General features: G+C 49.3%; 13 protein-coding genes. 5 read left to right on the top strand and 8 right to left on the bottom strand.

All coding sequences use genetic code 11. The features are described 5' to 3' along the window. Positions 1-2045 (top strand): hypothetical protein (locus ACO6UY_RS16985; protein WP_422490711.1); only part of this gene is annotated, 2045 nt, incomplete at its 5' end. Positions 2046-2507: 462 nt separating this feature from the next. On the opposite strand, the gene ACO6UY_RS16980 is transcribed toward ACO6UY_RS16985, so the two are convergent. The 8 genes from ACO6UY_RS16980 to ACO6UY_RS16945 form a co-directional block, all read right to left on the bottom strand. Then, complete coding sequence (locus tag ACO6UY_RS16980; RefSeq protein ID WP_422447139.1) at positions 2508-2816, bottom strand: hypothetical protein; 309 nt, start codon at positions 2814-2816, stop codon at positions 2508-2510. A gap of 271 nt (positions 2817-3087) precedes the next feature. Further along, positions 3088-3432, bottom strand: coding sequence for a hypothetical protein (locus ACO6UY_RS16975; RefSeq protein WP_422490710.1), 345 nt, complete (start codon positions 3430-3432; stop codon positions 3088-3090). Next, positions 3407-4840: a FliI/YscN family ATPase gene (locus tag ACO6UY_RS16970; RefSeq protein ID WP_422490708.1), complete on the bottom strand. Its 1434-nt coding sequence runs from the start codon at positions 4838-4840 to the stop codon at positions 3407-3409. Before ACO6UY_RS16970 ends, ACO6UY_RS16975 begins: the two co-directional genes overlap by 26 nt. Continuing rightward, on the bottom strand, positions 4833-5675 hold the full coding sequence (locus tag ACO6UY_RS16965; protein ID WP_422490706.1) for a FliH/SctL family protein: 843 nt from the start codon (positions 5673-5675) through the stop codon (positions 4833-4835). Before ACO6UY_RS16965 ends, ACO6UY_RS16970 begins: the two co-directional genes overlap by 8 nt. 4 nt (positions 5676-5679) lie before the next feature. After that, a complete protein-coding gene (locus tag ACO6UY_RS16960) occupies positions 5680-6720 on the bottom strand; it encodes a flagellar motor switch protein FliG (protein WP_422447131.1) in 1041 nt (346 codons plus the stop codon). Continuing rightward, positions 6713-8368, bottom strand: a complete 1656-nt coding sequence (fliF, locus tag ACO6UY_RS16955; protein WP_422466580.1) for a flagellar basal-body MS-ring/collar protein FliF — start codon at positions 8366-8368, stop codon at positions 6713-6715. The genes ACO6UY_RS16960 and fliF overlap by 8 nt, the downstream gene beginning before the upstream one ends. A gap of 280 nt (positions 8369-8648) precedes the next feature. Then, entirely contained in the window at positions 8649-8963 is a 315-nt protein-coding gene (gene fliE / locus ACO6UY_RS16950) for a flagellar hook-basal body complex protein FliE (RefSeq protein WP_422447127.1), read from the bottom strand. Between the two features lie 147 nt (positions 8964-9110). Further along, positions 9111-10196, bottom strand: a complete 1086-nt coding sequence (locus ACO6UY_RS16945; RefSeq protein ID WP_422447125.1) for an OmpA family protein — start codon at positions 10194-10196, stop codon at positions 9111-9113. A gap of 93 nt (positions 10197-10289) precedes the next feature. On the opposite strand from ACO6UY_RS16945, the gene ACO6UY_RS16940 reads away from it, so the two are divergent. The 4 genes from ACO6UY_RS16940 to ACO6UY_RS16925 all read left to right on the top strand — a co-directional run bounded on the left by ACO6UY_RS16940 (position 10290) and on the right by ACO6UY_RS16925 (position 13256). After that, positions 10290-11405: a FliM/FliN family flagellar motor switch protein gene (locus ACO6UY_RS16940; RefSeq protein ID WP_422463452.1), complete on the top strand. Its 1116-nt coding sequence runs from the start codon at positions 10290-10292 to the stop codon at positions 11403-11405. Next, positions 11402-12034 (top strand): FliM/FliN family flagellar motor switch protein, encoded by a 633-nt coding sequence (locus ACO6UY_RS16935; protein WP_422463454.1) that lies wholly within the window; start codon positions 11402-11404, stop codon positions 12032-12034. The genes ACO6UY_RS16940 and ACO6UY_RS16935 overlap by 4 nt, the downstream gene beginning before the upstream one ends. Then, positions 12006-12836 (top strand): flagellar type III secretion system pore protein FliP, encoded by an 831-nt coding sequence (gene fliP, locus ACO6UY_RS16930; protein ID WP_422447119.1) that lies wholly within the window; start codon positions 12006-12008, stop codon positions 12834-12836. Before ACO6UY_RS16935 ends, fliP begins: the two co-directional genes overlap by 29 nt. 153 nt (positions 12837-12989) lie before the next feature. Next, positions 12990-13256, top strand: coding sequence for a flagellar biosynthetic protein FliQ (locus ACO6UY_RS16925; protein WP_422447117.1), 267 nt, complete (start codon positions 12990-12992; stop codon positions 13254-13256).

Genomic DNA, 13256 nt, shown 5'->3' with positions numbered 1-13256 from the left:
AGTGCTGGAAGGTGAACGGCGAATTCAGCCTGGAACTGCTGCGGGCCTTTTCCTCCATGATGAGCAGTAGGGGCTTGCCCGACAAAGCGAAGGTGGAAGCATTCGTTCAATGGCTACCCTCGGTTGAAAATAAGAATATTCTGAAACTTTCTTGCCGAATATTTGCAAGTTTTGGTTTGCCCTCAGCAGAAAAACTGACTGAAAATGAGAAAACACTTCGCCAATGTCTTAATCAGCATGGTTGTACCACTGAACATGGCGACGACAATAGTGATGAAGATCTTTTAGAATCGAGTCAAATGAAAGCACTGGCTCTGTTCTTCTCTGGGCCCGCAAAATGGCGCATGAAAATTGCCGAATTCCAACAATATCTGGCTGCCCACAAGAGTCCTCGAAATGACAGAGTGGCTGTTCGTGCTGCGCTGAAATCATTGCTACCGATATTGGCTATCCATGGAGGAACTGGTATCCAGTTCTGGATTGAAAAATATCGTGAAAATCCACGCGGCAAAGGAGTACTCACTAAAACATTATCCATTCCTGCACCATTGGCTTTAACAAAATTTGCACTAACGCAACTCCCTGAATCTGAGATGCAGGAATACCTTGAACTTTGCAGAAACCTGAAGCCAGCCCCAACTCAGGAACAGTGGTATGCATTAAAACCACTTTGCCAACAGCTTGGCCAGCAATTTGACTTCACGCAATCTAAACGCACGATGCTGGAGATTCTCTGGCAACAATCAGAAGATAACCGCTCAAAATACGCGGATAAGATGGATGAGCTATTCAAAACCTTGCCCACCGTCTCACAGTGGCGCGGGTTACATCGGGTGCTTGGACAACACAAAATGCAGCAATTCATGGATGCCTGTCTTGACTATCAGGCTACACCTGAAACCGCTCCTGATGTCACGATTCAGCAACGGTTGCTGGAAGGAATGCTGCTCACAAACCACTCTCTACCGGAACAAGAGAAAATACCGGATCTCTGCTTTTCAAATCGAGTGTCAACAGATGATAAAAGAGGGGTGATGGTCGGTGGTGATCCCGCCATGTCGGGCCAGGAACGCCTGTGGCGCTTTATCACGGCCATGTTAATTGAGCTTGAACAAACAGAATATCAATTCAAGAATCAAAGACTAACCGTTTTGCCAGCCGATGGCGATCCGGTTGTACTCCAAAATCCAGAGTTTACCCTCAGAGATACCGGCTTTGTTATAAAGAACTGGACATTGCAACAGTTAACCGCCTTTTTCAAGGCAACCGAGTTCACAGAACAATGGTATAAAAAGCCTCAGGACAAGCGCGATCCCTATGCGATCAGGCTTGAGGCAAAATTAGCCCAAATGAAAGCGAGAACCAAAGAGCCCAAGAAAGCCGAGCCTAAAAAAATACCACACCTGGTGGCACCCTCTCTGATTATCAGTCTAATCAATTGCAATAAACCATTAAAGCCTGCGGTCTGGTCATCTCTTGAACACTATGCCAGCAGCGGCCAGCTAAACGCCCGTTTATGCACGGCACTCAGCCCGGTTATCAAAGATGATAAAGACGGCATTGTTCCAGACCTCGTTAAGAAAGCACTGGTTGCAAAGTTGGAACAGATTGAGGCAGCAAAAACGCCAGTAGTAACATCAATCCCTCAGCAAGGACTTCCAGCAGGGGCAAGCATACCAACTCAAGGGAACCAGGTTGCCAACAGTCGCATTCAAGGGCCGCTATCTGACTTTGACGCGGCAATGGAAGCGCTGGATCGTTTTCGCGAATTGGGAAATGCAGAACTTGAACTGCTGGAACCCCACCGAAGCCGAATGACTTCTGTTGAATTAAGCACTGCTATCTGCAAAATGAGCTACGCAGTGGATTCAGAAACACGGAAAGAATGGAATGAAGCCAGCGAGAAAAGGAGAAGAGACCCACTTGGGCTTGATGAAATAGTGGAATGGGATTTGGATTCATTGGCGACATTGGATTCATTGGCGACAGAGTCAGAACTGGTCAACAACGATGACTGGATAGAAGAGTTCCTACAAGGGCTGTGATATGCATTAAGAAGGTCTTGAAACTGTTGGGACTGCATCACAGAATCTCCCATTTCAGGGCTTTACGACAGTTTAGACTCATCGCCCCTTAAGGAAAACATAGCCTCCTACAAGGATAAACCAGTTGCCCTGACACAAGCATTTTACGGTTAAAATGGCAACATACGCAGGTTAAATGGGCGCTTACCCCGGAACCGTCCCTTACAGTTATCCTCTTTATTGGCTTTTCAGGCTGATTTCTTAGTTGTGAACTCGCGGTTCAGGGAATAATAAGAAGAGGGCCGAAGACCTCTTTTATAAGTAGTTGGCCAAATGGAATCGTATATTTCTGGCTAAGTGGGCAGTTGCTATGCAAGGCGCAACGTAGGGAGCATAGCCGTAGCTATGTGACCGTAGTTGCAACGCCGCAGAGTGACTGACAACTTAGTCAGAAATATATGATTTCATTTGGTTAACTACTTACTACCAGATGATATCGTTACAAGTCTTGATAGCATCTTTCCGTTGTTCGCGGGACATTTCCTTAGGCTTCTTACGGAAGCCAAATTTGTTGGATACAACGGCCCAGTTCAAGGCAGCCTTATCACCGGCGAAGTTATGGTAGTAATCATCCGCCTTGGACTTGAAGATAGCCGCCAGGAGGGGGTTATCCTCCAGTCTGGCAATCTCCACGCACGAACGAACGCGGGTGTAGAGAGCCTTCTCAAGGCGAGGTGCATCCGCCATAGCCGTGGATGATACAAGCAGTGCAGCGATAATAAGCTTTTTCATTTAAAGCTCCTTAATAAGTTTGATAAGACGGTCGAAACCTTCGTTATTCTTGAATTGTTCCAGAACCAGTAAAAATCCCTCGTCATTTTATAGGATGAAAATTCAAACGAAATAAGTTGTAATACCAATAATAAAAAAGGAAACCCAAAGATTTTAAAGCCACGACAATCGTATTGGGTTCGCTAAAAGATCACTGTCTATTTCAGGATAACTCCCGACTCAGACTCGCTCTGGAGGTTTCCTGTCTGTTGGAAAAAAGCTGACCTGGGCATTATCTGTACCGCTGGCGTAATCGTTCAAGTCGCTGCATTTTCACCGTTATCTCTGTCGATAGAGCCCTGTTGGTGTCGACCTGTCGTGAACGTGCCTCAATGCAAAGCTGCCAGCTATTCAGCAATTGCCAATGAAACATTGCCCGATTGATGACTTGTATGCCCGTATACCCGGTTTGAGTATTTTGGGCCACTGTCGCACTGCCTGCCGTATCCAGTGTTTCGATTAATCGATTATGCTTTTCCAGTACTTCAAGCTGATGACGGATAGCACTCAGTCGCTGTTGATGTTGCAGCTCCTCAAGATGGAGTAAGCGGTTAATCATTTTTTTGCTGATGGCCATGACGAAGTCCGGAAATTAACGCCTTTAACTGCTGAACACTGTCTTCTAACGTCTCTCGCTCTTTGATATTTTGCTGCAAATAGCCAAGCATACCCGGCTCTGCAGCCATGGCCATATCCATATCAGCGTCATTACCCGGTTGATAGACCCCCAGTAATTTTAATTCACTCCCTTCACGGGCTTTTTCTAACAGTCGTCGGAAGGTCAACGACATCTTGAGGTGCTCTTCGGATACGGATTGCGGCATCGTCCGGCTGATGGAGGTCACCACGTCAATGGCTGGATAGTGTCCGGAGATTGCCAGAGCATGGCTGAGTACCAGGTGACCGTCCAGGATGGCCCTGGCGGATTCACCAATGGGGTCCGTATCTTGTTCCCCTTCCGTCAGAACGGTGTAAAAGGCCGTTAATGAACCACTTGATTGATAGCCATTGCCAGCCCTCTCAACCAACCGGGCAATCCTGTTAAAGACTGAGGGTGGGTATCCCCTGGCTGCGGGTGGTTCACCGGTAGCCAGGGCAACCTCCCGGCGGGCCTGGGCATAGCGGGTCAGGGAGTCCATTAATAACAGGGTATGATGTCCGGTATCCCGATAGTACTCGGCAATACGGTGTGCCACCAGCGCGGCTCGCAGCCGCATGACCGGTGAATGGTCGGCAGGGGCGGCAACAACAACGGAGCGCTGAAGACAGTGGTCATTGATATTCTGGCGGATAAAATCGCCAACCTCTCGTCCCCTTTCGCCAATCATGGCCAGTACCACAATATCGGCGCTGGTATTTCTGGCAATCATGCCCAGCAGTGTACTTTTGCCAGAGCCGCTCCCGGCAAACAGACCAATACGTTGTCCTCTGCCAATGGTCAGTAATCCATTAATAGAACGTACACCGACGTCTAATGGTGTGGCAACCGGGCATCGTTGCAGTGGGTTAATAGGAGGACTGTGAAGGCGGATATTAGCGCTGCCTGTGGGCTTTGCCTTACTGTCCAGTGGTCGGCCGACACCGTCAATAACCCGCCCCAGCAAGGCGTCGCCCACCACAATAGATGAATTATCCCCCATCGATGTGACTCTTGCGCCGGGGGATAATCCGTCATGGTAGTCAATCGGCATCAGCAGCAGCGTATTTCTGTCAAAGCCAACAACCTCGGCTTCTACAGTAAGACCATCACTGCCCTGAACCAGGCAACGCTGACCGGTCTGCATCCTGCAGCCCGCCACCTCCATAATCAGTCCGGATGCCTTGATCAGCTGCCCGGACAATCGCTGAGGTGTCAGCAGGGTGACCTGTTCTCCGGCCGACATCAATTGTCGGATTAGCCGGTCCCAGAGATCGGTTCTGGTATTGTGGGTTCTTTCAACCGGGGGGGAAGGAAGTGTCGAGAGGGGCACGCTGGCATCAACCATTCATTAATAACTGTTCATGCACCGTATCAATGCAGGCCATAACACGACTTTCCACTGTCGCATCAACTTCGCCATAATCGGTAATCAGACGACATCCGCCTGCTGTCAGACGGTCATCCTCCTGAATGGACCAGCCTTCCGGTAACTGTTTGACAATGTTGTCTATCAGAAGACGATCCACCGGATTGATCACCAGATGCCCCCCTTTAATATTCGGAAGCATGGTCAGAGAGTCGGTAACCAGTTGCTGTAATGACTCCCGCGAGGTCGCAAGTTCATGGTTTACTACCTGCCTGACCACTGTGCTGATCAGTTCGATCAGCGGCTGGCCTAAATGCAGCAGGGTCGATTGATGCAGGTTGTACAACTCATTCCAGAGGCTATTCATCAGAGCCAGCCATTGTTCCGCGCTGTCTTTCTGCTGTTGTTGTGATTCATGCAGTCCGGCCAGGTGTCCGGCTTCAAAGCCATTCTGATAGCCATCCTGGTAGCCGTCCTGTAAACCATGTTGCTGGCCTTCAGCATACCCGGCGTCTTCTGCTCTGCGACGATGGTCAAGTTGCCGTTTCCGGTTTCTTCGAACAATCTCACGCAGCATTTGGAAATTACCGGTTGGTGTTTGAGCAGGAGTCCCGTGGCCAGTGCCTTGGTCCTGTTGATAACAGGACGGTGGAAACTGATAGCGATGGATGCAGGGCTGCTCAGGTTCTGAGAACTCATCCCAGGGCAATCCGCCGTCCGATGGAGTCCCACTATTATGGGAATGGGTACGGGTCTTATTCCGGTCAGCACAGTGCATTTCAGCGCTTTGTCTTAATGCTGTGGTCTTGATCATCGGGTTACTCCAGCATTACTTCATTACCACGGGGCATTTCAATCTCTCCGCTTTTCAACAGATCGTCCATTACCTGCACCACTTTCTGCCTTGCCTCTTTGACTTTACTCTGTGGAACGGCACCTAATGCCTCTATTTCTTCCCGCAGGTAGTTGGCAGCTCTTTTGCCCATGGACTGGTAAATATGTTGACGAAAATCATCCGTTTCTCCTTTAAGCGCCATGGTTAAATCCAATGGATCAACACTGGTAATGAGTCTGGCAACATTATCTGTTGAAAGGTCGATGATTTGGGCAAATACCAGCATTTGCTCTTCTATTCGCACCGCCATGGCACTGTCAGATTGCTTCAGGTTGAGAAGAACCTGGTCCCTTGATTCACTGTCAAAAAGATTCAGAATGTTAGCGACTTGCTGCTCACCGTTAACGGGCAGAAAGTGGTCAATCGCCTGTTCATTAAGGAAAGACTGCAGAAAGGTTACAATGGCCCGCAGAGAAGTCTGGGACAAGCTGCCAAGATGGGCAATCCTTTCCAAAATACCCTGCACCCGTTCCCGGGGAAGCAGGTTAATGACATCCGAGGCCTGATCCGATTGCAGGCAGGCGAGCACTGCCGCCTGAAACTGCTCCGGTTCATCCCTGATCATGGTCGCCAGAAGTTCCGGCTTCATTAACTGCAGCCCGGTCAGTGGTTCCCGGTGGCTGCCAGGCGGGTTTACCAGACAGCGAGCCTGTTCTTTACCCAGTGCTTTTTGCAGGACCTGCCGCATCTGGATCTGATAATCACCCAGCAATAAACTGACATTGGCGTAAGACTGCTCGAACTGATTCAACATCATCATCAGCTGGTCACGATTCTTTACCCGTATTTTTTCAGAATATTGGCTGATGACTCTTATTTCGCCCGGTGTTAAGTGTTTTATCACGTTGGCGGCCGCCTGCTCACCGAGCAATAACAGAAAGACAGCAGCCTCCTCCCCGGAGCAATTGCTACCGGGCAGGCTCTGTGCGGAGCTGACAGGTTGCCCTGTTTGCGGCTCAGCCATTGGCGTGATTCCTGTTGATCCACTCTTTCAGTACGGCAGCGACTTTTTCCGGCTCATTCTGGGCCAGCTCCTGGTATCGGGCGACCTGCTCCTCCAGAGTGACCGGAGTCCGATCAGTGGGGATGTCACCATCGGCCACTGTTGACCTGAACTGATCCGCCATGGTGGAGACGGTGGTACTGTTACTGCCTGTCGGCCCGGGTGACGACAATAAGACTTCCCGTAAAAGCCTTCGACAACCCAATACAATTAACAGAAGGAGTGCCACCAATACTATCAATTGAATCACTTTGATACCGAGGTCAAGCCAGCGATGGAAGCTCTTCTGGTCGCTAGTGGTCAGGGGCGACGGAGTACTGGCAAAAGGGAGAATGGCGAGGCTGACGGCATCTCCCCTGGAGGCATCAAATCCTGCCGCTTGTTTGATCAGTGTCGTCAATCTTGCTTCACTGTCCTGTACCATTGTTTCGGGTTTTAACCTGCCGTCGTCAATGACCACGGCAATGGTTAATCGCTTGAGTTGACCGGGGTATCGGGTTTCGTTGCTGATCTGGCGGCTGACCTCATAATTACGAATCACTTTCTGTTTACCGACTTCTTCCTGACCGGGTTCAGGTGCTTTTGTCCCGGGTGCAGGAACTGCAGGTGCCTGGCCGACAGGGGCTGGTTTGTTCAGCAAAAACGGTGTACCGGACTCCATCGATTCGCTTCGTAAAACAATGTTTGGTTCAAACTGCTCGGAATTTTGTTCTATTTTGTCGTATGTCAGATCAACGGCGACATCGACCCGGTAGTAACCCGGGCCGACCACCGCATCGAGAATTTTCGATAACTGCAGCTCCAGATGGCTTTCAATACGGGTTCTGGCCGTAAGATAGGCATGACCGGTGCCATCAGTGCCGGTGATCAGTGAATTGGCAATAGCCTGGCTGAGCAGATTGCCGTATTGATCAACGACCGTAACCTCCTGTTCACTAAGCGTGGCAATACTGCCGCTCACCAGACGCATAATACCTTCAACCTGATCCGGCTGAAGCCGCATGCCACTGTAGAGTTCCAGATACACCGACGCTTTGGCTGCCGGGCGGCTCCGGAAAAAGACACTCTGTTCAGGGACAGATAAGTGGACGCGGGCATAGCGAACCGAATTGATACCACTGATGGTTTCGGATAACGATGTTTCCAACGCACCCAGAAACTGCATTTGCTCAACAAAGTGACTGCTGCCCAGCCCCGATGGCTCCGGCATCCATGGCTGTGAGCCGGTAGCGATAATTCCCCCGGTGGCCATGGTCATACGTGCCTCTGAAAGCTGGTTAGCGCGAACCAGTAGCTGCCCGTCGTCCGGGTTGATTCGGTAGCCAATTCCCTGTTTATCCAGAATGTCGATGATGGCTGACATATTGTAGTGTTCGCCATAACCATACAAAGGGCGGAAGCCATGGTCATGCCACCAGAGGGCGGTATTAATCAGCACCGCTATCAGCAAGGCACTGGCCACCAGCAGTATCAGCAGTCTCTGGTTGGTTCCAGAGCCTGTGGGCGTTTCTTTCAATATTGCAGCAAACCAGCCATACAGCTGGTGCCAGTATTTTTTAAACGCCGCACTGATACCATCTGACGATTGCAGGGAGGTGTTTTTATCCACCGTTTTTGCCCACTCTTTTCTTTGCCCACCAGAGATTCTAATCAGCCCCGGGCCTGTATTTTCACGACAATCTCAGGGTATATGTAATAAGTAGTTGGCCATGGGGGATCGAATATCTTTGGCTACTCAGGAATAGTTCCTGTACGGACGCTCCCCGCTGCCTGCCACCCGCTGCCCGAAAAGCCGTAACCGCTTGCGCTTTTGCGGGCAGCGACCTTTCCCAGACTGAGTAAAATGATGAAGCTGTTCCGGGACAAATCCTTAATAGACGACTGCTTGATTAAATCTGCTGATTAAAGGTTTCATGATATCCTTCAACGATACGATTTCTGACCTGTATCAGCATACTCATGGTCTGGCTCGCTTTTTGAATCGACATCACCGTCTCAATCAGATTATCCTGCCCCGCTTCCAGTTCAGTCATGTGCTGCTCTGCTTGCAGCTGGGTATTGTTGGTATGGTTCAACAGGGTGGCAAAGACCCGATGAAAAGAATCAGGTTGCTGAGCGCTGGCATTGATGGGGATTGGCATGAACTCCGACAGAGAACCTGCCTGAAACGCACTGTCCAAAGACAATATTACTGGATTGGGCATTGATAATTTACTCGCATACTTGAGCCGTCGCTTATTACTTCAATACACTCAACACGATGTTTAAAAGCAATGTTTAAAAAATGTTCTGATAACCGGTTCAGTTTTGAACCCTCTTAAAGATAGATTGTTTACTGGTACTTGCCATGATTAATGAGGCAGAGAATCTTCAGATTCTTCCATCGGGCCAGTGATGGTATCTCTCACAAGGGTAACCTCAACCCGTCTGTTTTTATATCGTCCGGCAGCAGTCGCATTGTTGGCGACAGGGTAGCGTTCGCCATGGTAACGGGTAATGACCTTGACAGGCCGGGCAATCCTGGCGTCCTTCAGGTATTGATCCAACTGGTTGCGCACAGCATCAGCACGTTTTTTTGACAGCTCCAGATTTTGTAATCGGTCAATGGTCTCATCGCTGCCCGTGAAGGGCGTATTATCACTATTGCCGTCAATGGTAATTTCGCTGATGCTTTTATCCACCGCTACATAGCGTGCAGTATCCAATAACCACTGTCGTTGATATTTATTTAATAAAAACTCTCCGAGGGCATAATGAAGATTGTATTGATGCAACTGCTGGAAGTTTCTGGGCAGCAGGCTGGTTATGCAGTCTGACATTTTTTCCATCGCTGGCAACATACCCACCGTGGGAATTCTGACTTCAATGGCATTACTGCTGTTTTCCGACGATTTTTTAACCATATAAACCGAGAGATAACTGCGACTGTCAAGCAGGTCAAGCAACTGCCTGACAGGCAGTTGCAGTTTCAGTTCAAGACCTTTCACCGGAACATTATCGGACAAATAATAATCAGTAATCTGGAGTTTTTGGCCGTATCTGCCTGGTGTGCTTTCGTCTGATGCGCTTTCGAAAGAGTCTTTAGAGGAATATTTCGAGGAATGATTGCGCCCCCATGGCTGGGGCCTGATCCAGACCTCTACTGATTCCGGCCGTGTTGGGAACAGCGAGGTTTCCAGCTCAATAGCCTGCTGGTGTCCCGCTTCAGCGATAATGGCAACGCCGCCAAATAACGGCACCTTCTGATATAAACGACATTTAAAGTGTTTTTTTTCATGTAGTTGCCAGTCAACATCATCCATCACTACATCATAGAGGCTGGCAGAATAGAGGCTGGCAGAGACTGGCGAATGAAGCAGCATCAACAATAATGCCCGGGTTATCAGGAAAACAGGGTTAGTAAGCAGTAATGACAGTAAAAAACTAATCTGTTTCATAGCACATTCATATCACAGGGTTCTGTCCGGCAGGATGGAAAAAAAAACAGTATGAACTACTTTTTCAGGAGGCTGCTGACGGGAAAGTATCGAATGCCTTCTACAGAGTTTAGTTCCCCGGGTCGTGGTGTGGAGCACAATTTGGCGAATAGCAGTGTGGCGAATAGCAGCAGTGATTCGGGGCTTTTGCAGCGAAGTTATCTGCATCAGATGTCCCCTTCGGTATTGCACATGACAAAGAAGCTGGAGACGCTTTCACAGTCATGTCCTGAGCAGATGCTGAAGGCTTTGGAGGAAATTATAGACAGCCCGATGATTGGTGCCCGCTGTCACTTCAATGGTGATGTTTATACGACGATTAAACAATTACAGCAGTTGCCCAGACAAACACTCTACCGTTTTCAGCTGCCGTTTGGTGATCAGCATTTTTCCAAGGCAATTTGCCGTGAATCCAGCTTTGCATTCTTACTGTTAGATCCGCAGCTGCCGGACTTTCTGACGGTCCTCTGCTTTGGTGGCAGCCTGTCTTCGCTGGCTTCCGGGGCTGAGGATTATGCACCTGACGGCTCTTCATCTGGCGGCTCTTTAGCTGACGGTTCTCCCCCGGCTTTTACCAGAGAGTTCACAAGAATTGGCAAACAACTTCTGGATCAGGTGGCCAGTGCGCTGGCAGAGGTCTGGATGGCGCTTTGTGCGGCTTATTGCTCAGTATCAGATACTGGCTTTTCTTCTTTGGCTGAACGGATGGGCGCTCAATGGATGGGGGGATCACGGATAACCCCCGTGTTATTCACGGATGACTGTCTGCTGAATCAGTTTGATCTTGAGTTTCATGACCCGGCTTACGCTGACTCGCCATGGTTAGTCCCTGTTTGCTTCTATACCCCGGTCAATGCTTTTACCAGTGCCATGGTAGAGCAGGGTTCAATGGCTGACAGGGAAACGTGTTCAAAGCCGTCATGCCGGGATCGTATCATGCGGTTTCTTGGCAAAATCGAAGTTGATATTACTGTTGATCTTGAGCCACTGTTTTTGCCGATGAGCAAATTATGTGATCTGAAAGTTGGTGATGTTCTATCGATACCCCATCCAGGAAAGTCACATATAAGCGTGGAGAACTCTCTCCTGTTTCGAGGAACTACAGGGCAGCATAGAGGTCACCTTACCGTGCGAATCAATGAGTGTTTAAGAGGAGAGAACAGTCAGTGAACGACTTAAGATCATCAGTTGATGAAAAGCCCTTAGCTGATGAAGAGCCCTTAGCTGATGAAGAGCCCTCAGCTGATGAAGAGCCCTCAGCTGATGAAAAGCCCTCAGCTGATGAAAAGCCCTCAGCGGTTACTAATCCAGAATCATCGTACACTACAAGAGAAGTCTTGCCGTATGAATCTTCTGATCAACCCGGGTTGAGTGGCTCTGATGAACAGCCTGTGAATGAGGTTGAGGCCGACAAATCAGCAGGCGTTCCTGAAGAGTATGATCATAATGAAGCAGACCATAAGACGTCAGAGTCGTTAGAAGATGGTCGTGCGGAACCAGTGACAGCAGACAATGCAGAGCCCGATTCCCATGAACAACCTGATGAACAGCCTCTGGCCAGGCTTACTTCGTCCAACCTGGGGCTTGTCGAGTCTGTAGAAGTCACTATGACCCTGAATGTCGGCAGCAAACGTATGACCATTGCCGATATTCTCAGCCTGCAACAAGGGTCTGTCGTCAGTCTGAACCGTCGGGAATATGACCCTCTGGATGTCTTGATTAACGGGGTATTATTTGCCCGTGGCGAAGTCGTTCGGACAGGGGAGTATTATGGCCTGCGCATTCTGGAAATCCTCTGATATTGATCTTTTGTCCGGTGTTTCAGGTATTCCTGTTTATGTCCGCCTTCTCTGGATACCCGTCACGCTGCTGATTTTACCCGCAGTATCCGAGGCATCGCTTCAGTTGCCGTTGTTATCCGTCACCTCCGGTGATAACCAGCAGGATTACACGGTTAACCTGCAGATTTTTTTAATATTGACGGCACTGGCTTTTCTCCCCGGGCTGCTGATGGTAACCACCAGCTTTACCCGGGTATTGATTGTTCTGGCCATACTTCGTCAGGCTCTTGGGCTGCAGCAAACACCACCTACCCGGATTCTGATTGCCGCAGCACTGATCCTGACGGCATTCATTATGAAACCGGTATTTAACGAGATCCGGGAACAGGCAGTGGAACCCTACCTGGCAGAGCGAATGCCATTTCGGGAAGCGATAGAAGTCGCGGGACTGCCGCTGCATCAGTTTATGCTGAAGCAAACCCGAAAGGTCGATATGGAGCAATTTTTAGTATTAGCCGGTGAAATTTCTCCTGTCGACGACAGCGGCGGTAAACCGGATGTGGTACCAGAGAATATTCCGTTTTCTGTACTGATGCCGGCTTTTTTAAGCAGTGAAATTAAAACCAGCCTGCAGATGGGGCTGATGATCCTGTTGCCATTTCTGGTTATTGACCTGCTGGTTGCCAGTATTCTTATGGCACTGGGCATGATTATGCTCTCGCCGATGTTGATCTCTCTGCCCTTTAAACTGTTGCTGTTCGTTCTGGTGGATGGCTGGGGTCTTATTATGGCTGGTACTATCAGGAGCTTTTCTACCTGAGAGGCTGTTTGGGAAAAGCTCGCCGCCCGCTTCCCGCAAGAGCACAAGCGGTTACGGCTTTTCGGGTAGCGGGTAGCGTCTGTAGAGTAGAAATGTGGAAGTTATTTCAGGGCAGTTCCTTACAACATGTTTTTTACGACGCGGGATACATAAATGTCACCTGATGATGCGGTCTACATGTTTGCCAGTGCGTTGCGGAGTGTTTCCTGGATGGCTCTGGTGCTGATTGCTCCCGGTCTTCTGGTGGGCCTGCTGATCAGCATTATCCAGGCGGCAACCCAGGTAACCGAACAAACCCTGAGCTTTCTGCCCCGGTTACTTATCACATTGTTAACGCTGTCACTGTCAATGCATTGGCTGGTTCAGGAATTAAGTGCCATCTTTAATGACTTTTTTGTTGCCATTGTGAATAGCCAGTGA

Source organism: Endozoicomonas sp. ALE010 (assembly GCF_049310165.1).
Classification (GTDB): domain Bacteria; phylum Pseudomonadota; class Gammaproteobacteria; order Pseudomonadales; family Endozoicomonadaceae; genus Endozoicomonas.
The sequence above is the reverse complement of the archived record's forward strand: the minus strand, read 5'-3'. Positions and strand labels throughout refer to the sequence as shown.

Coding starts and splice junctions, on each gene's coding strand:
- ACO6UY_RS16980 (WP_422447139.1), bottom strand. CDS start 2,816: ATGAAAAAGCTTATTATCGCTGCACTGCTTGTATCATCCACGGCTATG.
- ACO6UY_RS16975 (WP_422490710.1), bottom strand. CDS start 3,432: ATGGCCATCAGCAAAAAAATGATTAACCGCTTACTCCATCTTGAGGAG.
- ACO6UY_RS16970 (WP_422490708.1), bottom strand. CDS start 4,840: ATGGTTGATGCCAGCGTGCCCCTCTCGACACTTCCTTCCCCCCCGGTT.
- ACO6UY_RS16965 (WP_422490706.1), bottom strand. CDS start 5,675: ATGATCAAGACCACAGCATTAAGACAAAGCGCTGAAATGCACTGTGCT.
- ACO6UY_RS16960 (WP_422447131.1), bottom strand. CDS start 6,720: ATGGCTGAGCCGCAAACAGGGCAACCTGTCAGCTCCGCACAGAGCCTG.
- fliE (WP_422447127.1), bottom strand. CDS start 8,963: ATGCCCAATCCAGTAATATTGTCTTTGGACAGTGCGTTTCAGGCAGGT.
- ACO6UY_RS16945 (WP_422447125.1), bottom strand. CDS start 10,196: ATGAAACAGATTAGTTTTTTACTGTCATTACTGCTTACTAACCCTGTT.
- ACO6UY_RS16940 (WP_422463452.1), top strand. CDS start 10,290: ATGCCTTCTACAGAGTTTAGTTCCCCGGGTCGTGGTGTGGAGCACAAT.
- fliP (WP_422447119.1), top strand. CDS start 12,006: ATGGCCTGCGCATTCTGGAAATCCTCTGATATTGATCTTTTGTCCGGT.
- ACO6UY_RS16925 (WP_422447117.1), top strand. CDS start 12,990: ATGTCACCTGATGATGCGGTCTACATGTTTGCCAGTGCGTTGCGGAGT.